We start from the raw sequence: 26,227 nt of genomic DNA, 5'->3' as shown, positions 1-26,227 counted from the left end.
GGGCTCGCCACTGGTCCTACCAGTTTTTCCGCTGGGTACTGGCCGTTGGTGGCCTGGCTTGGCTAGATTGCAGGCGGGTGTGCAAGTGGTCCTACCAGCAGGAGGGTGCGCAATGGCGAACGAGGGCAGGGCGAAGGTGGCCGACCACGTGGCCGAGCGGGTCGAGCGGCTGATTGTCGACGGCGTGCTCAAGGTGGGCCAGGCATTGCCTTCGGAGCGGCGGCTTGTCGAGAAGCTGGGGTGCTCGCGCTCTGCACTGCGTGAGGGGCTGCGGGTGCTGCGCGGGCGGGGCATCATCGACACCGAGCACGGGCGCGGCTCCTTTGTTGCCGACCTCACCGGGCAGGCGGGCCACACGCCGTTGATGCATCTGTTCAGCTCACAGCCGCGCACATTGTTCGACTTGCTGGAAGTGCGCGCTTTGCTGGAGGCCGAATCTGCCCGGCTGGCAGCGTTGCGCGCCACCGACGTGGACCGCTTGCTGATCCGCCGCCGCTATGAGGAGATGCTGGCCGCGCATCAGGCCGTCGAGGCCATTGATGCCCGTGAGCACGCCCACCGCGATCATGCGTTCCATCGGGCGATCAGCGAGGCCTCGCACAACCCCGTGCTGGTACATACCCTGCAATCGCTGAGCGATCTGACCCTTAACACAGTGTTTGCGTCGGTCAACAACCTGTACTGCCGGCCGGCGCAGAAACGCCAGATCGATCGCCAGCATGCACGCCTGTATCACGCGGTGATGGAGCAGTTGCCGGAACAGGCCCAGCGCGCGGCGCGCGAGCACATCAATGGCATTCGCGACAGTTTGCGGGAGATCGAACAGGAGGACCAGCGCCTGGTCAGGGCGACCATGCGTATGGATGGTTGGGGGTGAGCCGAACCTGCACCGGCCTCGGCGTGGGTAGATTCACGCAGAGGCGGGTGCAAGTCTGATTCAACGATCAGCGATGCGGTCATCCTGCGACAGAATGGCCCTGGCCAGCTCTTCGTCGTCGGCCTGGAGCCCTGGGTGGTCCTTGCGGGCCTGTTCCAGTGCGGCTTCGACATAAGCGCCGCGAATCGCACCCCCACTGGCAACGAACGCCGAAAGCTCGTCGCGGGCAGGAATGATGCGTTTGTCATCTTTGAAGGTGGAATACAGCGAAGCGGAAACACCGGCCGAGGTGGCGACGTCGCCCGCATCGACGCGGGCCAGTGCGGCACCGGCAGGCAGCAGGAGCAGCAGCGCAGGTGCGATGAGTAGGTGGCGCATGTCGTGTTCTCCAGAAGGGTGAAGCCCAAGGAATAAACCACTCAGAGGTTAAGAAAGCATCAGTGTGAAAGTAGTTCCGTTGTTCGTTGGCAGAATGCATGCCCGCAGGTGGTACCGGGCATTGACCGCCACGCGGTGCGCGTGGTCTGCTCTGCCATTCGCTCATCACAGCCACCGCAAGGTTCGCCCATGCCTGACTACAAGCTGCATTGCTTCGCCGAATCCGGCAACGCCTACAAGGCCGCGCTGATGCTGCAATTGACTGGCCAGAACTGGCAGCCGGTGTTCGTCGATTTCTTCAACGGCCAGACCCGCGAGCAAGCCTGGCGCGATGAGGTCAATGAACAGGGTGAGGTGCCGGTGCTGGAGCACGCTGGCAAGTCCTTGACCCAGTCTGCGCTGATTCTGGAGTACCTTGCGCAGCAGACCGGGCAATTCGGCCCCCGCGACGCGGACGAAAAGCGCGAAATCTGGCGCTGGATGCTGTTCGACAACCATAAGTTCACCAGCTATTACGCGGCGCTGCGTTTCCTGTTCTGCCTGAAGAACACGGGCGAAACCGACGTGACGCAGTTCTTGCGCGAGCGTGCAACCGCCGCGTACCGCATTGTCGATGCCCATCTGGCGAAGGCCCCGTTCATGGTGGGCGGGCGGTTGACCATCGCCGACCTGTCGCTGGCGGGGTATGTGTTCATGCCGGAGGACACCGGTATGGCGTTGGCCGAGTTCACCCACATCGAGGCATGGAAGGCACGCATCCAAGCCATGCCAGGGTGGAAGCACCCCTACGAGCTGATGCCTCGTACCGGTGGGCAGCACTGAGGGCACGGGGCTGCTCTGGGCTTGAAGCACGGGCCCGCTCAGCCAGCAGGCCCGCGCAGCATCAGGTATGCGGCGTAGTGCGCGGTGGCACGGCACCCGCATACTCGGGCTTCAGGTGCCCCTGTTCATCCAGCAGGTAGGCGTCCATCACTTCACGCACCACAGGCCCCGCCACCCGGCCACCGGCTTCGCCGTTCTCGATCATCACCGCCACCACCACGGCCGGGTGGTCAGCCGGGGCAAAGCCGACGAACAGGGCATTGTCGCGGTGCCGTTCCAGTGTCTTGTCACGGTTGTAGCGTTCACCCTGCTTGATCGCCACCACCTGTGCGGTGCCGCTTTTGCCGGCAATCCGGTACTGCGCGCCGGCAGCGGCCGCACGGGCGATACCCCGCGGGTCGTGCATGACCATCTGCATGCCCTGGCTGACCTGGTCCCAGGCGTGCTTGTCATGCAGCACGATGTCGGGCATCGGGTGGGGGTCGACCGGTGCATCGCCGCCTACGGTCATGGCCAGGTGCGGGCGGTGCCACACGCCCTTGCTGGCCAGCAGGCTGGTGGCCTGGGCCAGCTGCAACGGGGTGACCTGCATGTAGCCCTGGCCGATGCCAAGGATCAGTGTTTCGCCAGGGAACCAGGCCTGGCGCCGGGTGGCCCGTTTCCATTGGGCAGAAGGCATCAGGCCGGCGGCCTCTTCGAACATGTCCAGCGACACCTTCTGGCCCAGGCCGAACTCCGCCATGTAGTCGTGCAGGCGATCGATGCCCAGTTTGTGCGCCAGGTCGTAGAAGTAGGTGTCGTTGGAGCGCATGATGGCTGTGTACATATCTACCCAGCCGTCACCGCTGCGGTTCCAGTTGCGGTACTTGTGGGCGTAGTTGGGCAGCTCGTAGTAGCCCGGGTCGAACACCCGGCTGCCGGGGGTGATCACGCCGCTGTCGAGGCCGGCGATGGCCACTTCCGGCTTCACCGTCGAGCCGGGCGCGTACAGGCCGCGCAGCACGCGGTTGAACAGTGGGCGGTCGATCGAATCGCGCAATTGTGCGTACTGCTTGAAGCTGATGCCCTTGACGAACAGGTTGGGGTCGAAGCTGGGGTTGCTGACCATGGCCAGCACGTCACCATTGGCCGGGTCCAGCACCACCACCGAGCCACGGCGGTCGCCCAGGGCCTTTTCTGCAGCGACTTGCAGGCGGGCGTCCAGCGTCAGCACGATGTCCTGCCCGGGTGTCGGGGCCTTGTGGTTGAGCACGCGCATCACCCGGCCCTGGGCGTTGGTCTCGACTTCCTCATAGCCCACATGGCCATGCAGCTGGCTTTCGTAGAAGCGCTCGATGCCGGTCTTGCCAATCGACTGGGTGCCCCGGTATTCGGTGCTGTCGACTACTTTGGCCTCCTTCTCGTTGATACGCCCCACGTAGCCAACCGAATGGGCGAAATGCGCGCCCAGCGGGTACTCGCGGATGAACTGTGGTTCGACCTCCAGGCCCGGCAGGCGGAACTGGTTGACCGCCACCAGGGCGATCTGCTCTTCGCTCAGCCCCACTATCAGGGTGACCGGCTCGAACGGCTTGCGGCCCCGGCGCAGGTCCTTGTCGAACTGCTTGCGGTCGTCCTCGTTCAGCCCCAGCACCTGGGTCAGGGTGTCGAGCACCTTGGCCGAATTGCCGCCGGTCCGCTCGCGGGTGATGGTCAGGTCGAAGCTGGGCTTGTTGTCGGCCAGCACCACGCCGTTGCGGTCGTAGATAAGCCCGCGCTCAGGGGCGATGGGCAGCACATGCACGCGGTTGTTTTCCGACACGGCACTCTGCTGGTCGTGCTGCAGCACCTGCAGCACATAGAGCCGACCCACCAGCACGGCACACAGGCTGAAGACCAGGGCGGCGCAGGCCAGAAGCCGGCGGTTGACCAGGTGCTTTTCCTTTTCGTGGTCCTTGAGGGGGATAGGTTGCGGCATTCGGGGCTCTTTTGTGCGGGTTACGCGTCGATGTGCAGGCGCGCGAACGGGCGGGGGATGCTACGCAACCCACCCGGCAGCCTCAAGCCGGGTGGTGGCTGGCGGTAGCCTGGCTTGCGCTGTGCGCCGCATGGTCAGGGCGCTGGAGCGCTATATGAAGATTTGTTCATGGCGCCGGGTGCGATGACAGGCCTATGCGGTAATGCCGTGATCGATATGGATCCATGTACTGAATCTGTTCGATAAACGAACGCGAATTGACGGTAATCATGAATATGTAAAGTACTGATAATTAAGATTTAAATTTTTGGTTTTTGGGCTGATCAGAATGTCATCACCGGCCTGAGCCGTGCTTGCGTTAGCCCCTGGATTCGTCATTGTCAGCGAATATGCCAGCAAACGCTGGCGCGGCCTGGCGGTCAGCCTGCAGTCCACCGGCTATGCCCTGGGGGCAACCCTGGGCGGTTTGCTGGCGGTGTGGCTGCTGGGGCAGTGGGGTTGGCGGTCGGTGTTTCTGTTCGGCGGTATCGTCACCGTCTGCGTGTTACCGCTGGTGTGGTTGTGGTTGCCGGAGTCGCTGGACTTTCTGCTGGCACGCCGGCCCGCCAACGCCCTGGTGCGGGTCAATCGCTTGGCGGCAAGGCTAGGCCACCCGGCACTGGCGCAGCTGCCAGCGCTTGCGGCCAGGGTGCCGGGCAGTGCCAGCGGTTTCCGGCAACTGTTGGCGCCGGCCATGCGCCGGACCACGCTGGTGATCTGGCTGCTGTTCTTCCTGGTCATGTTCGGTTTCTACTTCGTCATGAGCTGGACCCCGAAGCTGCTGGTGGCTGCCGGGCTGTCCGCGCAGCAAGGCATTACGGGCGGTGTTCTGTTGAGCGTGGGCGGCATCCTCGGCGCGGCGCTGATCGGCGGGCTGGCCTCGCGCTGGCCGCTTACCCGCGTGCTGGTGCTGTTCGTGGCCAACGGCGCCTCGGCTAGCGCGGCATTGGCCCTGGGCCTGTTGATCGGGCTGTTCGCCAACGGCTGCGTGGCCGGCTTGTATGCCTTGTCGCCGGTGGTCTACGACGCATCGGTGCGCGCCACCGGCGTGGGGTGGGGCATCGGCATCGGGCGTATGGGCGCCATTGTGTCGCCCACCGTGGCGGGTGTGCTGCTCGATGGCGGCTGGCAGCCGCTGAACTTGTATGGGGTGTTTGCCAGTGTGTTCGTGCTGGCGGCGGGGTGCCTGCTACTGCTGCGCGCACCCAGGCCGGCCCCAGTGGCGGTCAGCGATGCGCTGAGCCACTGACTACTCGAGCCCGGCTTGCGCTAAGATGCCGGCTAGTTTCCCTGGAAGTTGCCTGGATGAGCAAGCCCGGTCAAATGGTGCTGGTCGCGTTGCGCAAGATGATCGCCTCAGGCGAGCTGGCGGCCGGCGAGCGCCTGATGGAAGTTCCCACTGCCGAACTGTTCGGCGTTTCACGCATGCCGGTGCGCATGGCCTTTCGCACGCTCGAACAGGAAGGCCTGCTGGTCCGCTTCGGCGGCCGGGGCTTTCAAGTGCGTTCTGTGAGCGCCGATGACATTGCCGGTGCAGTCGAGGTGCGCGGTGTGCTCGAAGGCCTGGCCGCCCGCCAGGCTGCCGAGCGCGGCTTGGCCGCGCCGGCCCGTGCGGCACTGCAGCAGTGCCTGATAGAGGGCGACCAGCTGTTCGACAAGGGCTTCGTAACCGAAGAAGACCTGCAGGCCTACCACGATCTGAACATGCGCTTTCATCAGGTGATCATCGAAGCCAGCCACAACCCGGCCATTACCGTGGCGCTGGCGCGCAACGACCACCTGCCATTCGCCTCGGTCACGGCGCTGGCGGTAGACCGCCACGACCTGGCCCGTGAATACCGGCGCTTCAACTTCGCCCACATGCAGCACCATGCCGTGTTCGATGCCCTGGTCAACCGCCAGGGTGCCCGCGCCGAAGCGATCATGCGCGAGCATGCCAATGCAACCTTGCGCTATGCCGAAACCTTCGGCGCAAACGCCTCGGGCACCGGCATGCAGGTGATCCTTCCCAGTGCGCTGGCCGCTTCAGATATCCAGCACCAGTAACGGTGTTTTCGCGCGCGAGCAGCAAGGCGTGAACTGATCGGCTGGCACCTCGAACACTTGGCCGGTGCTGTTGACCTGTACCGAGAAGCTGCCGTCGTTGCTGGCGTCCACGGGTGCGGCTGCGAAATACTCGCGGTGCAGGTTGGCCTCCTGCCAGCCCAGCTCCCTGGCGCTGCCCAGCACATGCTGCATGAACCCGCCCGGCCCGCACACATACAGGTGCACGTCAGCTTGCGGGTTGCCCAGCACCTGGCGAGCGTCCAGCGCCGTTTCCGGCTGCTGGTCAAAATGCACGAACAAGCGGTCGGCAAAGGGCGCGTTGCGGATACGCCCGACGAATGCGGCACGCTCACTGGAGCGGGCGCAGTAGTGCAGCTCGAAATCGTGGCCACTGTGGGCCAACTGCTCGGCCATGCACAGGATCGGGGTAATGCCGATGCCGCCGGCAAACAGCAGGCTGCGCCGCGCCCCATCGGCCAGCGGGAACAGGTTGCGCGGTGCACTGATCTGCAGCCGCGCGCCGACCTGCACCTGCTCGTGCAGGCTGCGTGAGCCGCCCCGCGAAGCCGGGTCATGGAGTACGCCGATCAGGTAGCGGTGGCGCTCTTGCGGGTGGTTGCACAGCGAATACTGGCGCACCAGGCCATCGGGCAGGTGCACGTCAATGTGGGCCCCGGCGCTGAATGCCGGCAGCAGGCTGCCATCTGCCGAGGCCAGCTCGAAACTGCAGATACCCTGCGCTTCATCGTTACGGGATACCACGATGGCATCGATCATGTCGGTGGCTCCTCAGGCAGGGGTGGCGCTGGTGGCGATCAGTTGCGGCTGTGCTGCACGCTCTTTGGCGATGACCCGCTCCAGCACCTTGCGCGATTGCACGCCACCGGCATCGATGTTCAGCTTCAGCAGGTTGCGCCCAGGGTTGGCCAGCAGGTTTTGTTGCTGGCGCTCGAGCATTTCCAGGTCCTCGCTGAAAATCTTGCCCTGGCCCTCGCGGATGTCGGCGGTCAGGTTCTGGTCGTGCGCGGCAAAATTGCGCGCCATGCCCCAGAAGTACCAGATCGAGGTGTCGCTTTCCGGGGTGATGAAGTCGACCACGATGCTCGCGGCCTTGTGCTGCGCTGCAGCGTGGTAGCCACCCTTGCCGGCATGTGCCACACCCACTTCGATCAGGACGTGGCTGGGTGGGGTGAAGCGGCAGATCTGCCAGCGGTCCACCGGCACATCGTCGGCCAGGCCGTTGCCGCGCAGGGCCATGCGCCAGAAGGGCGGGGCCATGATGTTTTCCATGTGCCGGGCGGTGACCACCTCGTCGCCGGTGACGGTGGTGACGGGCGGCGCTTCGTCGATTTCCTTCTGGCCGATGCTGGAGGCATGCACGTAGGTTTCGTGAGTCAGGTCCATAAGGTTGTCGATCATCAGGCGATAGTCGCAGCCAATGTGGAACAGCCCTCCGCCGTAGGCCCACTCTTCATTGTCTGCCCATTCCAGGTGCGGGATAAGCGCTGGGTCGGCTTGCGCCTGGTCGCCAGGCCAGACCCAGATGAAGCCATGGCGCTCCACAACGGCAAACGCCTTGTTGCACGGAAAGCCGCGAACCCGCTGGCCAGGCATCGACACCGTCTTGCCGTCGCAGCCCATGACCAGGCCGTGATAGCCGCAGACCAGGTTGCCGTCCTCCACGTAGCCGAGGGATAACGGCGCCCCTCGGTGCGGGCAGAAATCCTCGACAGCGGCTACGCGGTTCTGCTGGCCACGGTAAAACACGATTTTTTCGCCGCAGATCTGTCGGCCCAGGGGCTTGTCGGCAATTTCGTCAGGGGTGCAGGCAACGTACCAGGTGTTTTTCGGGTACATGAAGGCTCTCCAGGTTTTGTTTTTTTGTAATGGATCCATTAGAGCCATATGCCCGTCCGTGGTCAATCTGACTTTAGGTAATGAGTAGTGCTATTTGTGCGATTATCGAATCGCCTGTGGATCCATTGATGGGCGCGTCTCTCCTATGTGTCCGTGACCTGCTATTACTGGATAGTCACCCGATACCCCAAGGCCCCCCCGATGCTGGCCATCGAAAACCTGCACAAATCATTTGCCACCCCCCAAGGGCCGTTGCCGGTGTTGCAGGGTGTCGACCTGTGCCTGCCGCGCGCCAGCAGCCTGGCCTTGATGGGCGAGTCTGGCAGTGGCAAGAGCACCTTGCTGCACCTGGTGGCCGGCCTGGACCGTGCCGACAGCGGGCGCATCCTGATTGACGGCAGTGCCCTGGACAGCCGCTCGGAGGCGTCCCTGGCACTGTGGCGGCGACAGGGGATTGGCCTGGTGTTCCAGCAGTACAACCTGATCAGCAGCCTGGACGTGGGCAGCAACCTGGCATTCCAGGCCCGGCTGGCCAACCGGCACGATCCCGAATGGGGCGCCCACCTGGCTCAACGCCTGGGCCTGGCTGACCTGCTCGGGCGTTACCCTGAACAACTGTCGGGCGGCCAGCAGCAACGCGTGGCCATCGGCCGCGCATTGGCTGGGCGCCCGGCCTGGTTATTGGCTGACGAACCCACCGGCAGCCTTGACGAAGCCACCAGCGACGAAGTGCTGAGCCTGTTGCTGCAACTGGTCAGCGAGGCTGGCAGTGGCCTGCTGATGGTCACCCACAGCCCTCGGCTGGCGGCGCGGCTGCAGCAACGTTGCTACCTGCAGGGTGGCCGTGTGCGCAGCGGGCAGGGCGCATGAGGCTGCTGTCGCTGGCCCTGTTGGCATTGCTCAGCCACTGGCGGCGCCACCGCGTGCAGTTTTTCAGCATCTTCACCGGGCTGTGGCTGGCCACGGCGTTATGGACCGGGGTGCAGGCCTTGAACAGCCAGGCACGCAGCGACTACGCCAGGGCCAGTGCGGTGCTGGCCGGGCCGCTGCAGACGCAACTGCTGCCACGCCACGGCGAACGCTTTGACCAGGCGCTGTACGTGCAACTGCGCAGGCTGGGTTGGGCGGTGTCGCCGGTGCTGGAGGGGCGCCTGCGCCTGCCAGGCGAGCCCGGGCGCAGTGTGCGCTTGATCGGCATCGAGCCATTGAGCCTGCCGGCGGCCAGCAGTATTGCCGGGGTGCAGCCCCAGGCGTTCGACCTGCAGGCGTTCATCGGCGTGCCCGGGCAGGCCTGGGTCGGGCCAGACACCTTGCGCCTGTTGAACATGACCGCAGAGCAGGTGGCCCACGACCGCGATGGGCAACCGCTGCCACCGTTGCTGGTGCAAGCCGAGCTGGCCCCCGGGGTGATCGTGGTCGATATCGGCCACGCGCAGGCCTTGCTGCAGGCACCGCGGCAGTTGTCACGCCTGCTGGTAGCGGCAAGCCCGGGGCCTTTGCCTGCCGAGATTGCGGCTGACCTTGTCGTGCAACCCCGGCAGGATGATGGCGGTTTGCAGCGCCTGACCGACAGCTTCCACCTCAACCTCACTGCGCTAGGCCTGTTGGCCTTCGTCGTCGGCCTGTTCATTGCCCATGCCGCGATTGGCCTGGCATTGGAACAGCGGCGCGGGCTGATTCGCAACCTGCGCGCCTGTGGTGTCAGCCTGGCTACCCTGCTGTGTGCCCTGGGGCTGGAGCTGGGGCTGTTCGCAGTGCTCGGCGGGCTGGCCGGGGTTGCCAGTGGCTATGCGGTGGCGGCCTGGTTGCTGCCCGATGTCGCCGCCAGCCTGCGCGGCCTGTATGGCGCGCAGGTCGCAGGCACGTTGAACCTGCCTGCGCAGTGGTGGTTATGGGGCGTGCTGGTGAGCGTGCTCGGTGCACTGCTGGCCGGGCTGGGCAGCATCCTGCGCGCCGCGCGCTTGCCCTTGCTGGCGTTGGCGCAGCCGCAAACATGGCGCCTGGCACAGGGGCCGTGGCTGAGGCGTCAGGCTTGGGTAGCGGGGCTGTTGCTGGTGCTGGCGTCAGCTTGTGGGGTGTTCGGTGACAGCCTGCCCAGCGCCTTCGGTATGCTGGCGGCGCTGCTGCTGGGGGCGGCATTGGCGTTGCCAGCCTGGCTCGACAGGGTGCTGGCCTGGTTGGCGCGCCGTTGTCAGCGGCCGTTGGCCCAGTGGTTCGTCGCCGACAGCCGCCAGCAGTTGCCTGCCTTGAGCCTGGCGCTGATGGCCTTGCTGCTGGCGCTGGCTGCCAGCGTGGGTGTGGGCAGCATGACCGAGGGCTTTCGCAAAACCTTTGTCGGCTGGCTGGACCAGCGCTTGTCCGCCGACCTGTACGTGAGCCCAAGCGATACCGCGCAAGGCCTGCAGATAGCCCAGTGGCTGGGGCAGCAACCTGCCGTGCGGGTGGTTTTGCCTGGCTGGCGCGTCGAAACGCAGGTGCAAGGCTGGCCGGTCCAGGTGCAGGGCATTGTCGACCACCCCGTTTATCACAGCCGGTGGCCGTTGCTGGAACAGCAGCCGCAGGCCTGGCAGCTATTGGCCGAGGGGCAGGCCGTGATGCTCAGTGAGCAGCTGGCGCGGCGGTTGCGTTTGCACCTGGGGGACCACCTGAAACTGCCCACGGACCCGTCTCGCCGCCTGCTCGTCGTTGGCCTGTACGCCGACTATGGCAACCCCAAGGGCCAAATGCTGGTGAATGCCCAATTGCTGCGCGCGCATTGGCCGGATGCTGCGTTGACAGGCTTGAGCGTCGACCTGCTCGACCCCCAGGGGACCGCCTTGAAAGCCGCGTTGCAACAGCGCTTTCACCTCGACGACAGCCGGGTCGTGCAGCAGGTGCAGTTGAAGCGGTGGTCGACCGAGGTATTCAACCGCACCTTCGCCGCCACCGCCGCGCTCAACAGCCTGACCCTGGGCGTGGCCGGCGTGGCGCTGTTCATCAACCTGCTGACCTTGGGCCAGTCCCGTCTGCGCCAGCTGGCGCCGCTATGGGCCTTGGGGGTACGGCGTACCCAGCTGGTGTGGCTGAGCCTTGGCCAGGCACTGCTGCTCAGCAGCCTCACCGTGCTGTTGGCGCTGCCGTTGGGCCTGTTGCTGGCCTGGTGCCTGGTCGCGGTGGTGAATGTTCAGGCATTCGGCTGGCGTTTGCCGCTGCATGTGTTTCCCGCCCAGTTGCTGCAACTGGCCCTGCTGGGCCTGCTCACCAGCCTGTTGGCCAGCGCCTGGCCACTCTGGCAACTGGCCCGGCGTCAGCCGCGCGAACTGTTGAGGCCGTTTGCCGATGAAACGTAGAGCCTGGCTGTTGCTCTGCAGCCTGTTGTGCGGCTGTGATCAGCCGGCACCGCAAAGCTATGCCGGCCTCGGCCAGCCGGCAGGCGGGTTCAGCCAGGTCACCCGCGGCCATCGCCTGGAATTCCCACGGGACCATGCGGCCCACGATGGTTTCCGCATCGAGTGGTGGTACGTCACCGCCAACCTCAAAGACACCCAAGGGCGTGACTGGGGCGCGCAGTGGACGCTGTTCCGCTCGGCCCTGCGCCCCGGCCCGGAGACCGGCGATTGGCAGAGCCCGAACCTGTGGATGGGCCACGCCGCGTTGACCGGCCCCGGCGGCCATCGGTCAGCTGAAACCCTGGCCCGTGGCGGGATTGGCCAGGCGGGTGTGCAGGCCCAGCCGTTTCGGGCGTGGATCGACGATTGGTCGCTGCAGGGGCCGGGCGGTATCGACAACCTGCGCATGACGGCCGCTGGCAAAGGTTTTCGCTACGACCTGCAGTTGCGCAGCGAGCGGCCTCTGGTGCTGCACGGCCAGCAGGGCTACAGCGAAAAGTCGGGCAAGGGCCAGGCTTCTTACTACTACAGCCAGCCGTTCTACCGGGTGCGCGGCGAGGTCGAGCGCGACGGCCTGTGCATCGCGGTGACTGGCCAGGCCTGGCTGGACCGGGAATGGAGCAGCCAGCCGCTGGCCGCCGGGCAAACGGGCTGGGACTGGTTCTCGCTGCACCTGGACAGCGGCGCCAAGCTGATGCTGTTCCAGGTGCGCGAAGCGCACGGGGAGGCGTATCGCGCCGGCACCTGGATCGACCCGCAGGGCCAGGGGCTAGCGCTGTTGCCGGCACAGATCCGCTTGCAGCCGTTGGCCTGGGCCCCACAGGGCAATGGCAAGCAGCTGCCGACCCGCTGGCGGGTGCAGGTGCCTGAGCACGGGGTGGATGTGCAGGTCGATGCTGTTCAGCCGCAGGCGTGGATGCAGACGCGCTTCCCGTATTGGGAAGGGCCGGTGCGCTTGAGCGGCAGTGCCGGTGGCCGTGGGTACCTGGAAATGACCGGGTACTAGGCATTTCAGGCCTCAGCATCCCCTTTGCCTGCCACATAGACCTCCCGGTACATGCACAGCCCATGCAACGCATCGCTACCTATGCCGTTGCAGCACTCGCCTCAGCCAGCCTGTCGCTCGAGCAAGGCCAGGCATCGCTGCACCATCGGGCTGATATCCCCCTGGCGGCGGCTGAGAATGATCGGGCTGACCGCGCTGCTGTCCAGCAGGCCCACGTATTCAATGTCGGTGCGGTGCTGCTGCTGCACCGATGCCGGCACCAGGGTGATACCGACACCTACTGCCACCAGGCCGATCGCTGTCTGCAACTCATTGGCCCACTGGCTGACCCGGATGCTCATGCCGTGCTGGGCAAACAGCGCCAGCACATGGTCGGCATAACTGGGCCGAGGGTTGGCCGGGTAAAGGATGAACGCCTCCGCCGCCAGTTGCGCCAGGCTCAATGGGCTGCCAGACAGCGGGTGGCCCTTGGGTAGCACCGCTACCAGCGGGTCCTCGCACAGTACCTGCTGCTCAATGGCCGGATCGTCGATGCGGATGCGGCCAAAGGCAATGTCGATACGCCCGCTTTTCAGGGCTTGCACCTGCTGCAGCGTGGTCATTTCGCTCAGGCCCAGCTCCAGGTCGCTGTCCTGGCGCAGCTCGCGGATCAAGTCGGGCAGCACGGTGTACAGGGTGGAGGGGGCAAAACCGATGCCCAGCCACTGGCGCTGGCCCTGGCCGATACGCCGGGTGTTGTCGTTGATGCTCTGCAACTGCTGCAGCACGGTGCAGGTTTGCTCATAGAAAAAACGGCCTGCATCGGTCAGCCGCAGCGGGCGTTCGCGCGCGACCAACAGGGTGCCGAGCTCGTCTTCGAGCTGGCTGATCTGCCGGCTCAGCGGTGGCTGGGCAATGTGCAGCAGCTCAGCGGCGCGGGTGAAGTTCAAGGTTTCTGCCAGGACCTTGAAGTAGCGCAGGTGGCGTAGCTCCATCAGACCTCCAGGGTATGGTGAGAGATTCACATGATATTGGACGCTGCGCAGGGTCTCGCGCAATCTTCGCACAAGCAAGCACATGCACCATCCGGGCTGGCCTTCGCCCTCCCGACCTGACGAGACCTGGCAACAATGACAAGCGCGCTGATTGAACGTATCGAGGCAGTCATCGTCGACCTGCCCACCATTCGCCCGCACAAGCTGGCAATGCACACCCTGCAGCAGCAGACCCTGGTGGTATTGCGCGTGCGCTGCAGCGATGGCGTGGAAGGCCTGGGCGAGGCCACCACCATTGGCGGCCTGGCCTATGGCTACGAAAGCCCCGAGGGTATCAAGGCCAACATCGACGCGTACCTGGCCCCGGCGCTGCTCGGCCTGCCGGCAGACAACATCAACGCGGCCATGCTCAAGCTGGACAAATTGGCCAAAGGCAACACCTTTGCCAAGTCCGGGCTCGAAAGCGCGTTGCTCGACGCCCAGGGCAAGCGCCTGGGCCTGCCGGTCAGCGAACTGCTGGGTGGCCGTGTACGCGACAGCCTGGAGGTGGCCTGGACCCTGGCCAGCGGCGACACTGCGCGTGATATCGCCGAAGCCCAGCACATGCTGGAAATACGCCGCCACCGGGTGTTCAAGCTGAAGATCGGTGCCAACCCGGTGGACCAGGACCTCAGGCATGTGGTGGCGATCAAGCGCGAACTGGGCGACAGCGCCAGCGTGCGGGTCGACGTCAACCAGTACTGGGACGAGTCCCAGGCGCTGCGGGCATGCCAGGTACTGGGCGACAACGGCATCGACCTGATCGAGCAGCCGATTTCGCGCATCAACCGCGCTGGCCAGGTGCGCCTGAACCAGCGCAGCCCGGCACCGATCATGGCCGATGAGTCGATCGAAAGCGGGGGGACCCCGCGCACCATCGAAGGGCCGCTGTACGTTGCCGGTGCCCCGCTGGCAGAAGGGGAGGCGCGCTTGGATGACGGCACCGACCCCGGGGTGGTGATGTTCCTGCACGGCCAGGTCTTTGCTGCCGACGGCCGGCTGTTGGCGGGCGCGACCGTCGACCTGTGGCACGCCAACACCCAAGGCACGTACTCGTACTTCGATTCGAGCCAGTCCGCTTACAACCTGCGCCGCCGCATCGTCACCGATGCCGAGGGCCGCTACCGGGCGCGCTCGATCGTGCCGTCGGGCTACGGCTGCGACCCACAGGGGCCTACCCAGGAGTGCCTGGACCAGCTCGGTCGTCACGGCCAGCGCCCGGCGCACGTGCACTTCTTCATTTCGGCACCTGGGCACCGGTACCTGACCACCCAGATCAATTTTGCCGGCGACCGGTATCTGTGGGATGACTTCGCCTATGCCACCCGTGACGGGTTGATCGGCGAGCTGCGCTTTGTCGAGGATGTCGCGGCAGCGCATGACCGTGGCGTGCAGGGTGGGCGCTTTGCCGAGCTGGCCTTCGACTTCCATCTGCAGGCGGCGACGGCGCCGCAAGCCGAGGAACGCAGCCACCGCCCGCGCGCCTTGCAAGGTTAGCCGCAAACACCCGCAAAGCCGTTGCCACCCGCCGCGGCACCGGCTCCGTTGGCAAACCCGCTACGGGCTTTTTTGGATCCATTTCCATTCGCAAAAACCCCGTGCGTTTCGCCAAAGCTTGAGTACAATCGTCAGCTTTTTCCGGGACTCCCGTCCCAGTGCTGGAAACCCCCATGCTGACCGGTAGCTACTCCTCTTCGCTGGTGTTGATTTCGCTGTGCGTGGCGATCCTGGCGTCCTATACCGCCCTTGACCTGGCCGGCCGCATCGCCACGGCCAAGGGCCGGGCTGCGCACTTGTGGATGTTCGGTGGCGCACTGGCCATGGGGATGGGCGTCTGGTCCATGCACTTCGTGGGCATGCTCGCCTTCAGCCTGCCCATCGACCTGGGGTACGACCTGGGCCTGACCGCGTTCTCGCTGTTGATCGCCGTGCTTTCATCGGGCTTTGCCTTGTGGCTGGTCAGCCAGCCAAGCCTGCCAGGGCTGCAATTGGCGTTTGGCGCGCTGATCATGGGTGCAGGCATTGCCTGCATGCACTACACCGGCATGGCGGCGATGCGCATGCTGCCAGGCATCGATTATGACTCGACACTGTTCGGCGCCTCGCTGCTGATCGCGGTCGGTGCCTCGGCGGCGGCATTGTGGATCGCCTTCCGCCTGCGTGCGCACACACCCTATGTGCGGCAGATTCGCGGCCTGGCAGCAGTGGTAATGGGCTTGGCCATCGTGGGCATGCACTACACCGGCATGGCAGCGGCGAACTTCCCGGATGGCAGCTTCTGCGGGGCGCTGGCGGGCGGTGGCCTGCAAGGCGATGGCCTGGTCTACCTGGTGCTTATCACCACCTTGTCCGTGTTGGCGGTAGCCTTGTTGACCTCGGTGCTGGACGCGCGCCTGGAGGTGCGCACCGCAGAGCTGGCCCGTTCGCTGACCTTGGCCAACCAGGAACTGACCCAGCTGGCCCTGCACGACACCCTGACAGACCTGCCCAACCGCACCTTGCTGGCCGACCGCATCGAGCAGGCGATCGCCAGGGTGGCGGAGCAGGGCGGCTGTTTTGCCCTGATGTTCATCGACCTGGACGGTTTCAAACCGGTCAACGATGCGTTTGGCCACCACATTGGCGACCTGCTGCTCAAGGCCGTGGCCGCCCGCCTGCGCGGCCACCTGCACAGCCAGGACACCCTGGCACGGATCGGTGGCGATGAGTTCGTGCTGCTGGTGCAGTTGCAGGAACCCGACGATGCCATGGACGTGGCGGTCAAGCAGGTCAACCTGGTGTCACGGCCATTCCGGGTGGCCGAGCACGACCTGCAGTTGTCGGCCAGCCTGGGTATCGTCCTTTACCCGGGCAATGGCCAGGACCAGCACGAGCTGCTGCGCAATGCCGACGCGGCCATGTACCACGCCAAGAGCGCCGGCAAGAATGGCTACAGGTTCTTCGACGTGTCGATGAACAGCAACGCCCGCCAGCAGTTGCAGCTGTTGCAGGACTTGCGTCAGGCCGTGGCACAGCGCCAGTTCCGCTTGCACTACCAGCCCAAGTTCGACGCCCAGGCTTGCCAGCCCATCGGTGCCGAAGCCTTGTTGCGCTGGGAGCACCCGCAGCAGGGGTTGCTGATGCCTGACCGCTTCATCGCGCTGGCAGAAAAAACCGGCCTGATCATCCCGATTGGCGAATGGGTGCTCAACGAAGCCTGCCGGCAGATGCGTCTCTGGCTGGACCAAGGCCATCATCAGTGGCGCATGGCGGTCAACCTGTCGGCTATCCAGTTCAGCCATTGCGGGCTGGTCGACAGCGTGGCCCAGGCGTTGCAGCACAATGGCCTGCCAGCCAACTGCCTGACCCTGGAAATTACCGAAACCACCGCCATGCATGACGCCGATGCCAGCCTCACGGTGCTGCAGCGCTTGTCCGACATGGGCGTGGACCTGTCCATTGATGATTTCGGTACCGGTTATTCCAGCCTGATGTACCTCAAGCGCCTGCCCGCCAACGAATTGAAGATCGACCGGGGCTTTGTGCGTGAACTGGAACAGGACAGCGATGACGCCGCGATCGTGTCGGCGATTGTCGCGCTAGGCCAGGCACTGGGGCTGCGAATCGTCGCCGAAGGGGTAGAAACTGACCGGCAGCAGGCGTTTCTGACCCGCCTGGGCTGTGACTCGCTGCAGGGCTACCTGTTGGGGCAACCCGTACCGGCCGAGCAATTTCTGAGCAAGCTGCAAGCGATGGGCCCGGGGGCCCTGGCAGCCGGTTAGCCGGCGTCGCGCAAGGTAAAGGCGGGGGCGAAGGCATCCATCTCGGCCTCGACGGCCTCGATGATGCGTTCGACATCGGCGGCGGCCATGATTGCCGCACACGGGATGCCGGCAATTGCCAGCACGGTTTCTCCGGTCGCCCGGTCGAACAACCGCGCGACCATGCTGCGTGGCGCATCCATGCTGGCCTCGAAGCCCAGCGGGTGGAAATGCCAGCGCATCACCTGGCAGGCGTTGGGGAACGTCATCTTGTTCATGCCAGCCTCCTGGTCCGTGCCTGGACGTAGTGGGCGGGTGGCCACATCGATGCGGCCGCCGGGTAAGTAAACATAGCACCTGCAATGCGCGATTCTCAGCGGCGAACATGACAAATGTATTGATGCATGACAACGGTCACATCTGCGGCCCCGCCGGCGCAGTGCCAAAGCCCTAGGGGCAAACGTTTTCGCCTGTTGGATGTGCGCCCCGGCGCACCTTTCATGCGGGTTGCACTGTCGGCCCTGGCCCCTGGCTTTCAGACGAACGGCGTGCTCAACCCAGCAAACCGGCTGCGATGTTGATGGTGAACCCCAGGATCGCCGTGTTGAACACGAACCCCACCAATGAATGCGCCAGCACTACCCGGCGCAAGCCACGCCCGGCCACTCCCACGTCGGAGGTCTGCACGGCCACGCTGATGGTGAACGAGAAGTAGTGGAAGTCCCAGTAGTCGGGGTTGCGTTCGCCATCGGCAAATCGCAGGGAGGGTTCATGCTGCCGCCCGGTGTAGAACAACCGCGCATAGTGCAGGCTGAAGATGCAACCGATCATCAACCAGGACCCCGCCACCGTCAGGCCGGTGTACAGGTAGTGCAGGGCCTGGGCGCTGCCCTGCAGGCCGCGGCTGGACACCAGTTGCAGCGTCACTGCGGCCAGGCTGGCGATGGCGGCAATGCACACCGTCAGCAGCACCAGGCCGGCATTTTCATCTTCGATGCGGGCCACCTGGCGGACTTTCTCCGGGTTGGCGCTGCAGCTCAGGTACAGCACCAGCAGCAGATACAGCCAGACCCCCAGGTTCCAGCCAGCGAGGATATGCTGCACGCTGTCGCCAGCGGGTATCAGCCAGCCGCCCAGCGGGCCGACCACGGCGGCGATGCTCAGGCGGGGGTGTGTACGGGTCAGGCGGTGGAAAGCCATGGGGCCTCTTTCTCGGTCGATATGGCTATCACTCTAGCCTGTCGTGGCCAACCCGGTGGCAGGTCACCTGGCGCTTCAGGCCGCCAGCGGCAGGGTGGCCGGCGGCAACGCCGGTGTTGTTTGCTGGCGCCCATCGCACACCCTTGCAACTCTCAGTACACTGCACGTTCCAACACCAACATCCGTTGATCTCGAGGTTTTTGCATGAAGCTCAGTCCTTTGGCAGGCAAGCCGGCACCAGCCAGCGTGCTGGTCGATATTCCCCGGCTGCTCACCGCCTACTACACCGGCCGCCCAGACGCCGCCGTGGCGGCCCAGCGGGTGGCCTTCGGCACCTCGGGGCACCGCGGCACTTCGCTTGAATTGAGTTTCAACGAGTACCACGTCCTGGCCATCACCCAGGCGATCTGCCTGTACCGCAAGGAAAAGGGCATCGATGGCCCGCTGTTCATCGGCGCCGACACTCACGCCCTGTCGGCCCCTGCCGCCGCCAGCGCCCTGGAAGTGCTGGCCGCCAACGGCGTGCATGTCATGCTGTCCAAGGATGACGAATACACGCCAACCCCGGCCGTGTCGCACGCCATCCTCTGCCATAACCGTGGCCGTACCCAGGGCCTGGCCGACGGCATCGTCATCACCCCGTCGCACAACCCGCCGCAAAGCGGTGGCTTCAAGTACAACCCGCCCAATGGCGGCCCGGCCGACAGCGACGTGACCAAGTGGATCGAAGCCAAGGCCAACGACTTGCTGGCGGCCAACCTGGCCGGCGTCAAGCGCATGGACCATGCCCAGGCCCTGCAGGCGGCCACCACCCAGCGCCATGACTACGTCAGCCACTATGTGGCCGACCTGGAAAACGTCATCGACTTCGACGTCATCCGTGCTGCCAAGCTGCGCTTGGGCGTAGACCCCCTGGGTGGGGCAGGGGTGCGTTACTGGTCGGCGATCGCCAAGCATTACCAACTCGACCTGGAAGTGGTGAATACCGAGGTCGACCCGACCTTCCGCTTCATGACCGTCGACTGGGATGGCCAGATCCGCATGGACCCATCCTCGCCGTATGCGATGCAGGGCCTGATCGGCCTGCGCGACCGCTTCGACGTGGCGTTCGCCTGCGACCCGGACCATGATCGCCATGGCATCGTCACGGCCGATGGCCTGCTGCAGCCGAACAACTACCTGGCCGTGGCCATCGATTACCTGTACCGCCATCGCCCGCAATGGCGCAGCGATGCCGCCGTGGGCAAGACCGTGGTGTCCAGCGGCCTGATCGATCGGGTTACCCAGCGCCTGGGCCGCGAGCTGTATGAAGTGCCGGTGGGCTTCAAGTTCTTTGCCCAAGGCCTGTTCGACGGCACACTCGGTTTTGGTGGCGAAGAAAGTGCAGGGGCATCGTTCCTGCGCCGCGATGGCTCGGTGTGGGCCACCGACAAGGACGGCCTGATCCCCGCGCTGCTGGCTGCCGAGATGACCGCCCGCACCGGGCGCAACCCTAGCCAGGCCTATGCCGACCTGACCGAGGCACTGGGCAAACCCTATGCCACCCGCGTCGAGGCCAAGGCCGATGCGCGGCAGAAGGCGCTGCTGAGCAAGCTGGCACCGGAGCAGGTGAAATCCACCGAGCTGGCCGGTGAGCCGATCGTGCAGATCCTCAGCCACGCCCCAGGTAATGGCCAGGCGATTGGCGGGCTGAAGGTGATGACTGCCAACGGTTGGTTCGCCGCACGCCCGTCAGGCACCGAAGACATCTACAAGATCTACGCCGAAAGCTTCATCGACGAAGCCCACCTGCAGCGTCTGGTGCAGGAAGCGCAGGTGCTGGTGGACGCTGCTATCGCCTGACCGGCAACAAAGCACTTGGAACTGCGGCGCGATGTAAATTAGAATTAATCCTATTTACGCCGCCGCAGGGCCTTCCCATGATCGACGCCGCGCCGCCACAAGAGCCTAGCCTGCCTGCCCTGTATCGGGAGCATCGCAGCTGGCTGGAAAGCTGGCTGCGCCGGCGCATGGGCAATGCCTGGGATGCCGCCGACCTCAGCCAGGATACGTTCCTGCGGGTGCTGGCCAGTGCTCAGCCGCTGGCAGACATCCGCGAGCCACGCGCCTACCTGCTTACCGTGGGCAAGCGCCTGCTCAGCAACTTCCACCAGCGCCGCAGCCTGGAGCAGGCCTACATGGATGCCTTGGCGCAGTTGCCTGAGCAGCATGTACCGTCGCCCGAGCAGCGCTGGATCGTGCTGGAAACCCTGCAAGCACTGGATGAACTGCTCGACGGCCTGAAGCCGCCGGTGCGCAGGGCGTTTCTCTGGAGCCAGCTGGAAGGCCTGGGCTATGCCGAAATCGGCAAGCGGCTGGGTGTGTGCGAGCGCTCGGTCAAACGTTACATGGCGCAGGCTTACGAGCATTGCCTGTTGGCCGATCTGCAATGACCCAACCTAGCGCCGAAACCCGCAAGGCCGTGCGTGCCGCTGCCCGTTGGCTGGCACTGCTGGATTCCGGCGCCGCCAGCGACAAGGACCTGCAGCGGCTCGCGCAATGGCGCGCCAGCAGCAGCCTGCATGAGCAGGCGTGGCACAAGGCAGCCTTGTTGCGCGCGCGCTTCTCCGGGCTGCCAGGGGCGTTGGCAATGGCCACGCTGGACCGCCCGGATGCCGGCCGACGGGCGCTGCTCAAGCGCGCCCTGGGCGTGGCGGCGGTGCTGCCGGCGGCGTGGCTGGCAAGCCGTGAGCTGCCCCTGGAAACCTGGGCTGCCGACCTGCGCACCGCGGTGGGAGAGCAGCGCCAGGTGCTGTTGAGCGACGGGACCTTCCTGCAGTTGAATACCGACAGCGCGGTCGATCTCGACCTCGGTGCACGGCGCCTGACCTTGCTGCGCGGGGAGGTTGCGGTAAAGGTGCCCGCGCATCTGCAACTGACCTTGCACGTGCCCGAGGGCCAGGTGCTGCTGGGCGATGCCGAGGTGTGCTTGCGCCTGTTGGGCGACGCCTGCCGGGTGTCGGTGCTCAACGGCAGGGCCCAGCTTCAGCCGGCCCGCGGCCCGGCACGCACGCTGCTGGCAGGGCAGCAGGCCAGCTTGCAGGCAACTGGCGTCGGCGCGGTCAGCGGGCTGGACCCTTGGCGGCTGGGCTGGCGCGAAGGGGTGCTGCGGCTGGACGACCGGCCGCTGGGCGAACTGTTGCACGAGCTGCGTCGCTACCGCCCCGGGGTGCTGCGCTGGGCGCCCGCGCTGGAGCGGCTGCGCGTCACCGGCACCTTCCGCCTTGACGACACCGACCGGGTGCTGGCCTTGCTGGCTGCAAGCCTGCCGTTGCAGGTGCAGTCACGCACCCGTTACTGGGTCAGTTTGTCTGCGCGAGAAAATCGTGCATGAGGCTGTCCCCTTTTTTTCACTCGCCGGTCATTACCGGTAGGAGAAAATAAAGGGGAGCCTTGTTCAATGCCTGCAGTAAAGTCTTGCCGCTTGCGCCCACTGGCGCGCGCCGCGCATCCGTTGTTCGCCATGAGCCTGTTGCTGTGTTCACCGGCCTGGGCCGATGAGCCCGTGCGCCGCACTTACCAGGTAGCGCCCGCCAGCCTGGGGGCCGCGTTGACCCGCTTCGCCGACCAGGCGGGCGTCAGCCTTTCGCTGGACCCGGCACTGGTGCAAGGCCGGCAGAGCGCTGGCCTGTCTGGCGCCTACAGTGTTGACGAAGGGTTTGCCCAATTGCTGCGTGGCAGCGGCCTGCAATGGCTCCCGGTGGGTGAAGGGGCCTTCACCCTGGTGCCGGCCCCCCAGGCCGGTAGCGCCCTGGAAATCGCCCCTACCAGTATCGTCGGCGGGCTGGTCGCCCCTGGCCAATCGCAGCCCTACGCTGGCGGCCAGGTGGCACGCCAGGGCGCACAAGGCCTGCTCGGCTCGCGGGACTTCATGGAAACCCCCTTCAGCATCACCAGTTACACCAGCGAGGTGGTCAAGAACCAGCAGGCCCGCACCCTGGGCGAGCTGATTGCCAGCGACCCCTCGGTACGCGCCACCAACCCCGCCGGCGGGCGCTTCGAACAATTCACCATTCGCGGCTTCAGCCTGTTCAATAGTGATGTCGCCTACAACGGCTTGTACGGGATCTTGCCGACCTATTCGATCGACATGGAAATGGCCGAGCGGGTCGATATCATCAAAGGCCCCAACCAGTTGCTCAACGGCATATCGCCCCGGGGCAGCGTAGGCGGTGGCATCAACGTGCAACCCAAGCGCGCTGGCGACAAGCCGATTACCACGTTCACCGGCAGCTATGCCTCCGACAGCCAGGTGGGGGGGGCTGTGGATATCGGCCGGCGCTTCGGCGAAGGTGACCAGTTCGGTGTGCGCTTCAACGGCGTCAAGCAAGCCGGCGATACTGCCTGGGACCACCAGTCTGTCGATCGCCAGATGGCGGTGCTGGGCCTGGATTTCCGCGGCGAGCGCCTGCGCCTCTCGGCCGACCTGGGCCACACCGAGCGCGATACCGATGCGCCGCAGGAGCGTGTGCTGATCGGCGCCAACGCCAAGGTGCCGGATGCCGATGACGTGCGCCACAACTATGCCCAGGCCTGGAGCAAGGCGCGCACCAATGACACCTTTGGCGCACTGAATGCCGAATACGATATCAGTGATTCGCTGCTGGCCTATGGTGCGGTCGGCGCGCGCAAGAGCAACCATGACTTCCTGCGCCACAACGTGTCGGTCATCAATGACGCCGGCAATTTCAGTGTGCAGCCCCGCGACTTTACCCGCGATGAATCTGTGCGTACCGCCATGGCTGGCCTGCGCAAGTGGCTGCAGACCGGGCCGGTCAGCCACGAACTGAACCTGGCCGCCAGCTATTACTACATGGACTTCACCAACGGCGGCGCCCGTTATGCCGCCGCACCCAGCAACCTCTACCACCCGGTGGCCACACCCACGCCGGGCACACCCACCCGCTTCGATTCGAAGGTCTACACGGAAAACCGCTTCTCCGGCGTGGCCCTGGCCGACACCCTGGGCTTTTTCGACGACCGCCTTCTGCTGACCCTGGGCGCGCGCTGGCAGCGGGTGCAAGTGGATGACTGGAGTGATGGCGTCAAAGGCGACACCGCCTATGACGAAGAAAAGGTCTCGCCCTCTGGCGGGGTGCTGCTCAAGGTCACCGAGCAGTTGTCGCTGTACGCCAATTACATGGAAGGCCTGAGCCAAGGCAAGATCGCCCCGTCGACCTCGGTCAACGAAGACCAGATATTTCCGCCATTCACCAGCCGCCAGGTCGAGGTCGGGGCCAAGTATGACTTTGGCCAGGTGGCCTTCACCGCCAGCGCGTTCCGCATTCGCCAGCCGGCCTACGAAACCAACCCGGCTTCGCGGGTGTTCGGCCCCAATGGCAAGCGTGATAACCGCGGCATCGAGCTGAGTGTGTTCGGTGAGCCTGTGCAGGGTGTGCGGGTACTGGGTGGGGTGATGTACATCGACAGCGAGCTGACCGACACGGTCGATGGCGCCTACGACGGCAACCGCGCCCCGGCCACGCCGGAGTACAACGTGAACCTGGGGGGCGAGTGGGACGTGCCGGGGGTCAAAGGCTTGACCCTGACGGCACGCGGTATCCACTCCAGCTCGCAGTACCTGGACCAGAACAACAGCAAGAAGATCGATGGCTGGGAGCGCTATGACCTGGGGGCGCGCTACGCGTTCAAGGTGGATGAGACCGAGGTCACATTGCGTGCCAGCGTCGAGAACGTGCTGGATGACCGCTACTGGAGCTCGACAGGGGCCCCGGATGACAGCGAGCCGGGCCTGACCCTGTCGACCCCACGCACCTATCTGCTGTCTGCCACGGTCGGCTTCTAAGCCTTGCACCGTCCCCTGTAGGAGCGGCCTTGTGTCGCGATGGGGCGCGAAGCGGCCCTAAATTTCCAGCTTCGCCGCAACTTCAGCTTCGCCGCAAAAAAACGGGGCCGCTTCGCGCCCCATCGCGACACAAGGCCGCTCCTACAGGGCAAGCGCCTGGCAATTGCCGGTCACGCCTGGTCCGGCACCACGGCGATCACGTCGATCTCCATCAGCCATTCGGCCTGGGCCAGGCCGGCCACTACCAGGCCGGTGGAAATCGGGAACACGCCCTTGAGCCATTTGCCGACTTCCTTGTACACCGGCTCGCGGAAACGTGGGTCGGTGATGTAGGTGGTGGTCTTGACGATATGCGACAGGTCCGAGCCGGCTTCTTCGAGCAGTTGCTTGACGTTCTTCATCGCCTGTTCGGCCTGCGCCCGCGGGTCACCCAGGCCCACCAGCCTGCCTTCGAAGTCGGTGCCGACCTGGCCACGCACATAAATGGTGTTACCGGCCCGCACCGCCTGGCACAGGTCGTTGTCCAGGGTCTGGTTGGGGTAGGTGGCCTTGGTGTTGAACATGCGGATGCGGGTATGGGTAGGCATCAGTGGGCTCCGAGGGTGCTGACGTTGCTGAATGCGGCAGGTTGCTGCCGGTCGGCCGCGCGCTGGTCGCGGTCGCGGTAGGCGCTGTAGGTGCGTTGCGTGGCAATGTGGCCGGCGACGTGTTTGGCGTCGTGCCATACGCCCCAGATGAACGACGAGCCACGGCGCGACAGCCACGGCAGGCCAAGGAAATACACACCTGGTTCGCGAGCGACACCGCGCTGATGCTGGGGCTTGCCATTGGCGTCGAAGGTGTCCACCTGCAGCCAACTGAAGTCCACGCCGTAGCCGGTGGCCCAGATGATGCTGCGGACACCGGCCTTGGCCAGGTCCAGCTGCTGCAGTGGGTTGAGCATGCAGGCCGGGTCGGCCAGGCGCCGGCGCGCTTCAGGCTCTTGCGGCAGGTCGAGGCCGTTGCGCTCCACATAGGCATCGGCGGCGTCCAGCAAGGCCAGGTAGTTCTCATCGCCCCGCGTGATGTTCTCGACCAGGTTGTCCTGGAAGTGCGCCACGCCGTTTTCGAATGACCGGGTCAGGCCAACCAGGGTCATACCCTGGTGGGCGAGGGCACGGAAGTCGACCGTATGGCCCCCACGGGCGCCGCTCACGGCAATGGTCACGTGCTCGCGGCCAGGCTTGGCAATCTCTGCGTCCCATTCACCCAATACGCCAAGCCACCAGCAGAAGTCGCGGTTGCGGTAAGCCCGTGGCGGGCGATCATGAGCGCCGACCGACAGGTACACCTGGCGGCCGGCACGCATCAGCTCTTCGGCGATCTGCACGCCGGACGAGCCTGCACCCACCACCAGCACTGCCCCTTCGGGCAGTTGTTCGGGGTTGAAGTAGGCGGCCGAGTGGATCTGGTGCAGGTTGGCGTCTTTTGGCGCGATCGCCGGTATCACCGGCTTCTGGAACGGGCCGGTCGCCGCCACCACGCGGTTGGCGCGGATCACGCCTTCATTGGTTTCGATGGTGAAGCCAGGGCGGTCGCTGTTGCGCTGTACTTTCTTCACTTCGATGCCGGTGCGCACCGGCAGGTTGAACTTGCGTACGTACTGCTCGAAGTAGTCGGCCACCTGGTCCTTGCCGGCGAAGGCGTCGGCATCGAGGTTGAATTCCAGCCCTGGGAAGCGGTCGTGCCAGGCCGGCCCATTGGCCACCAGCGAATCCCAGCGGCCGCTGCGCCAGGCCTCGGCAATGCGGTTGCGCTCCAGCACCAGGTGCGGCACGCCCAGCTTGCTCAGGTGTTCGCTCATGGCCACGCCAGCCTGGCCGGCGCCGACCACGAGGGTGTCGATTTCGAAGTTGTTCAGTGTCATGTCCGAGCCCTTGTTCAGGCGGTTTTTGTCAGGTCGGTTTGGGGACCGCCGTTGCCTGGGGCCAGACTAGGGATGCTGCGCAAATGGCGAAAATAGTATTTAGCTGGGGCTTGCCGATAAAACGGCGAAGGCCCGGATCTTGTGAACGCAACTGTCGTGTTGAAACGTTGAAA

At 65.2% G+C, this 26,227-nt stretch carries 20 protein-coding genes and 3 pseudogenes; 14 read left to right on the top strand and 9 right to left on the bottom strand.

Translation table 11 applies throughout. The annotated features are described in order from the left end of the window. Positions 1–112: 112 nt before the first annotated feature. Positions 113–877: a transcriptional regulator GlcC gene (gene glcC, locus L1P09_RS14575; RefSeq protein ID WP_232892147.1), complete on the top strand. Its 765-nt coding sequence runs from the start codon at positions 113–115 to the stop codon at positions 875–877. A 60-nt stretch (positions 878–937) separates the two neighbouring features. Here glcC and L1P09_RS14570 read toward each other — a convergent pair whose 3' ends face one another. Continuing rightward, positions 938–1,255: a DUF2388 domain-containing protein gene (locus L1P09_RS14570; RefSeq protein WP_009686497.1), complete on the bottom strand. Its 318-nt coding sequence runs from the start codon at positions 1,253–1,255 to the stop codon at positions 938–940. A gap of 189 nt (positions 1,256–1,444) precedes the next feature. On the opposite strand from L1P09_RS14570, the gene L1P09_RS14565 reads away from it, so the two are divergent. Further along, positions 1,445–2,077 (top strand): glutathione S-transferase family protein, encoded by a 633-nt coding sequence (locus L1P09_RS14565; RefSeq protein ID WP_009686498.1) that lies wholly within the window; start codon positions 1,445–1,447, stop codon positions 2,075–2,077. Between the two features lie 61 nt (positions 2,078–2,138). Here L1P09_RS14565 and mrdA read toward each other — a convergent pair whose 3' ends face one another. Beyond that, positions 2,139–4,034, bottom strand: a complete 1,896-nt coding sequence (gene mrdA / locus L1P09_RS14560; RefSeq protein ID WP_110678469.1) for a penicillin-binding protein 2 — start codon at positions 4,032–4,034, stop codon at positions 2,139–2,141. A 358-nt stretch (positions 4,035–4,392) separates the two neighbouring features. On the opposite strand from mrdA, the pseudogene L1P09_RS14555 reads away from it, so the two are divergent. Together L1P09_RS14555 and L1P09_RS14550 are read left to right on the top strand one after the other, a co-directional pair. After that, positions 4,393–5,322 (top strand): annotated as a pseudogene (locus L1P09_RS14555) (MFS transporter); the annotation flags it as partial. A gap of 56 nt (positions 5,323–5,378) precedes the next feature. Then, complete coding sequence (locus L1P09_RS14550) at positions 5,379–6,119, top strand: GntR family transcriptional regulator (protein ID WP_009686503.1); 741 nt, start codon at positions 5,379–5,381, stop codon at positions 6,117–6,119. On the opposite strand, the gene L1P09_RS14545 is transcribed toward L1P09_RS14550, so the two are convergent. Together L1P09_RS14545 and L1P09_RS14540 are read right to left on the bottom strand one after the other, a co-directional pair. Next, the gene (locus tag L1P09_RS14545; protein ID WP_235767783.1) at positions 6,099–6,896 is read right to left on the bottom strand and encodes a ferredoxin reductase; all 798 of its coding nucleotides are present in this window, start codon (positions 6,894–6,896) and stop codon (positions 6,099–6,101) included. The two genes, L1P09_RS14550 and L1P09_RS14545, sit on opposite strands and share 21 nt — an antisense overlap. 12 nt (positions 6,897–6,908) lie before the next feature. After that, positions 6,909–7,976 (bottom strand): aromatic ring-hydroxylating dioxygenase subunit alpha, encoded by a 1,068-nt coding sequence (locus L1P09_RS14540; protein WP_054905548.1) that lies wholly within the window; start codon positions 7,974–7,976, stop codon positions 6,909–6,911. Positions 7,977–8,177: 201 nt separating this feature from the next. On the opposite strand from L1P09_RS14540, the gene L1P09_RS14535 reads away from it, so the two are divergent. From L1P09_RS14535 to L1P09_RS14525, 3 genes are read left to right on the top strand one after another with little or no spacing between them, the layout of a single operon-like run. Further along, complete coding sequence (locus tag L1P09_RS14535; RefSeq protein WP_054905549.1) at positions 8,178–8,846, top strand: ABC transporter ATP-binding protein; 669 nt, start codon at positions 8,178–8,180, stop codon at positions 8,844–8,846. Further along, positions 8,843–11,305, top strand: coding sequence for an ABC transporter permease (locus L1P09_RS14530; protein ID WP_235767782.1), 2,463 nt, complete (start codon positions 8,843–8,845; stop codon positions 11,303–11,305). Before L1P09_RS14535 ends, L1P09_RS14530 begins: the two co-directional genes overlap by 4 nt. After that, positions 11,295–12,350 (top strand): lipocalin-like domain-containing protein, encoded by a 1,056-nt coding sequence (locus L1P09_RS14525; RefSeq protein WP_029887055.1) that lies wholly within the window; start codon positions 11,295–11,297, stop codon positions 12,348–12,350. Before L1P09_RS14530 ends, L1P09_RS14525 begins: the two co-directional genes overlap by 11 nt. A 101-nt stretch (positions 12,351–12,451) precedes the next feature. Here L1P09_RS14525 and L1P09_RS14520 read toward each other — a convergent pair whose 3' ends face one another. Beyond that, a complete protein-coding gene (locus L1P09_RS14520; protein WP_054905552.1) occupies positions 12,452–13,324 on the bottom strand; it encodes a LysR family transcriptional regulator in 873 nt (290 codons plus the stop codon). Positions 13,325–13,459: 135 nt separating this feature from the next. On the opposite strand from L1P09_RS14520, the pseudogene L1P09_RS26380 reads away from it, so the two are divergent. From L1P09_RS26380 to L1P09_RS14505, 3 genes and pseudogenes are all read left to right on the top strand, one after another. After that, positions 13,460–14,221: pseudogene (locus tag L1P09_RS26380) on the top strand (muconate/chloromuconate family cycloisomerase); the annotation flags it as partial. Further along, positions 14,219–14,860, top strand: a pseudogene (locus tag L1P09_RS26375) (dioxygenase family protein); the annotation flags it as partial. The pseudogenes L1P09_RS26380 and L1P09_RS26375, both read left to right, overlap by 3 nt. Before the next feature lie 173 nt (positions 14,861–15,033). After that, a complete protein-coding gene (locus tag L1P09_RS14505; protein ID WP_235767781.1) occupies positions 15,034–17,124 on the top strand; it encodes a putative bifunctional diguanylate cyclase/phosphodiesterase in 2,091 nt (696 codons plus the stop codon). Here L1P09_RS14505 and L1P09_RS14500 read toward each other — a convergent pair. Further along, positions 17,121–17,381 (bottom strand): DUF1652 domain-containing protein, encoded by a 261-nt coding sequence (locus L1P09_RS14500; RefSeq protein WP_009686520.1) that lies wholly within the window; start codon positions 17,379–17,381, stop codon positions 17,121–17,123. The two genes, L1P09_RS14505 and L1P09_RS14500, sit on opposite strands and share 4 nt — an antisense overlap. Positions 17,382–17,655: 274 nt before the next feature. Further along, positions 17,656–18,303, bottom strand: coding sequence for a DUF1345 domain-containing protein (locus L1P09_RS14495; RefSeq protein WP_235767780.1), 648 nt, complete (start codon positions 18,301–18,303; stop codon positions 17,656–17,658). 204 nt (positions 18,304–18,507) lie between these two features. On the opposite strand from L1P09_RS14495, the gene pgm reads away from it, so the two are divergent. The 4 genes from pgm to L1P09_RS14475 all read left to right on the top strand — a co-directional run bounded on the left by pgm (position 18,508) and on the right by L1P09_RS14475 (position 24,148). Beyond that, positions 18,508–20,145, top strand: coding sequence for a phosphoglucomutase (alpha-D-glucose-1,6-bisphosphate-dependent) (pgm, locus tag L1P09_RS14490; protein ID WP_054905555.1), 1,638 nt, complete (start codon positions 18,508–18,510; stop codon positions 20,143–20,145). Positions 20,146–20,222: 77 nt separating this feature from the next. Then, on the top strand, positions 20,223–20,735 hold the full coding sequence (locus L1P09_RS14485) for a sigma-70 family RNA polymerase sigma factor (RefSeq protein ID WP_009686523.1): 513 nt from the start codon (positions 20,223–20,225) through the stop codon (positions 20,733–20,735). Then, a complete protein-coding gene (locus L1P09_RS14480) occupies positions 20,732–21,676 on the top strand; it encodes a FecR domain-containing protein (RefSeq protein WP_054905556.1) in 945 nt (314 codons plus the stop codon). The genes L1P09_RS14485 and L1P09_RS14480 overlap by 4 nt, the downstream gene beginning before the upstream one ends. 66 nt (positions 21,677–21,742) lie before the next feature. Next, positions 21,743–24,148 (top strand): TonB-dependent receptor, encoded by a 2,406-nt coding sequence (locus L1P09_RS14475; protein ID WP_235767779.1) that lies wholly within the window; start codon positions 21,743–21,745, stop codon positions 24,146–24,148. Between the two features lie 170 nt (positions 24,149–24,318). Here the strand turns inward: L1P09_RS14475 and L1P09_RS14470 are convergent, their stop codons facing one another. Both L1P09_RS14470 and L1P09_RS14465 read right to left on the bottom strand, forming a co-directional pair. Beyond that, positions 24,319–24,735, bottom strand: a complete 417-nt coding sequence (locus L1P09_RS14470; protein WP_029887064.1) for a RidA family protein — start codon at positions 24,733–24,735, stop codon at positions 24,319–24,321. Further along, positions 24,735–26,054, bottom strand: coding sequence for a flavin-containing monooxygenase (locus L1P09_RS14465; RefSeq protein ID WP_182365138.1), 1,320 nt, complete (start codon positions 26,052–26,054; stop codon positions 24,735–24,737). The genes L1P09_RS14470 and L1P09_RS14465 overlap by 1 nt, the downstream gene beginning before the upstream one ends. Positions 26,055–26,227 lie beyond the last annotated feature (173 nt).

This window comes from Pseudomonas juntendi, from assembly GCF_021560075.1.
Lineage (GTDB): Bacteria > Pseudomonadota > Gammaproteobacteria > Pseudomonadales > Pseudomonadaceae > Aquipseudomonas > Aquipseudomonas juntendi.
This window is presented reverse-complemented; position numbering and strand designations above follow the sequence as displayed.

Coding starts and splice junctions, on each gene's coding strand:
- L1P09_RS14475 (WP_235767779.1), top strand. CDS start 21,743: ATGCCTGCAGTAAAGTCTTGCCGCTTGCGCCCACTGGCGCGCGCCGCG.
- mrdA (WP_110678469.1), bottom strand. CDS start 4,034: ATGCCGCAACCTATCCCCCTCAAGGACCACGAAAAGGAAAAGCACCTG.
- L1P09_RS14495 (WP_235767780.1), bottom strand. CDS start 18,303: ATGGCTTTCCACCGCCTGACCCGTACACACCCCCGCCTGAGCATCGCC.
- glcC (WP_232892147.1), top strand. CDS start 113: ATGGCGAACGAGGGCAGGGCGAAGGTGGCCGACCACGTGGCCGAGCGG.
- L1P09_RS14485 (WP_009686523.1), top strand. CDS start 20,223: ATGATCGACGCCGCGCCGCCACAAGAGCCTAGCCTGCCTGCCCTGTAT.
- L1P09_RS14500 (WP_009686520.1), bottom strand. CDS start 17,381: ATGAACAAGATGACGTTCCCCAACGCCTGCCAGGTGATGCGCTGGCAT.
- L1P09_RS14540 (WP_054905548.1), bottom strand. CDS start 7,976: ATGTACCCGAAAAACACCTGGTACGTTGCCTGCACCCCTGACGAAATT.
- L1P09_RS14480 (WP_054905556.1), top strand. CDS start 20,732: ATGACCCAACCTAGCGCCGAAACCCGCAAGGCCGTGCGTGCCGCTGCC.
- L1P09_RS14565 (WP_009686498.1), top strand. CDS start 1,445: ATGCCTGACTACAAGCTGCATTGCTTCGCCGAATCCGGCAACGCCTAC.
- L1P09_RS14470 (WP_029887064.1), bottom strand. CDS start 24,735: ATGCCTACCCATACCCGCATCCGCATGTTCAACACCAAGGCCACCTAC.
- L1P09_RS14545 (WP_235767783.1), bottom strand. CDS start 6,896: ATGATCGATGCCATCGTGGTATCCCGTAACGATGAAGCGCAGGGTATC.
- L1P09_RS14530 (WP_235767782.1), top strand. CDS start 8,843: ATGAGGCTGCTGTCGCTGGCCCTGTTGGCATTGCTCAGCCACTGGCGG.
- L1P09_RS14465 (WP_182365138.1), bottom strand. CDS start 26,054: ATGACACTGAACAACTTCGAAATCGACACCCTCGTGGTCGGCGCCGGC.
- L1P09_RS14535 (WP_054905549.1), top strand. CDS start 8,178: ATGCTGGCCATCGAAAACCTGCACAAATCATTTGCCACCCCCCAAGGG.
- L1P09_RS14520 (WP_054905552.1), bottom strand. CDS start 13,324: ATGGAGCTACGCCACCTGCGCTACTTCAAGGTCCTGGCAGAAACCTTG.
- L1P09_RS14570 (WP_009686497.1), bottom strand. CDS start 1,255: ATGCGCCACCTACTCATCGCACCTGCGCTGCTGCTCCTGCTGCCTGCC.
- L1P09_RS14505 (WP_235767781.1), top strand. CDS start 15,034: ATGCTGACCGGTAGCTACTCCTCTTCGCTGGTGTTGATTTCGCTGTGC.
- L1P09_RS14550 (WP_009686503.1), top strand. CDS start 5,379: ATGAGCAAGCCCGGTCAAATGGTGCTGGTCGCGTTGCGCAAGATGATC.
- L1P09_RS14525 (WP_029887055.1), top strand. CDS start 11,295: ATGAAACGTAGAGCCTGGCTGTTGCTCTGCAGCCTGTTGTGCGGCTGT.
- pgm (WP_054905555.1), top strand. CDS start 18,508: ATGAAGCTCAGTCCTTTGGCAGGCAAGCCGGCACCAGCCAGCGTGCTG.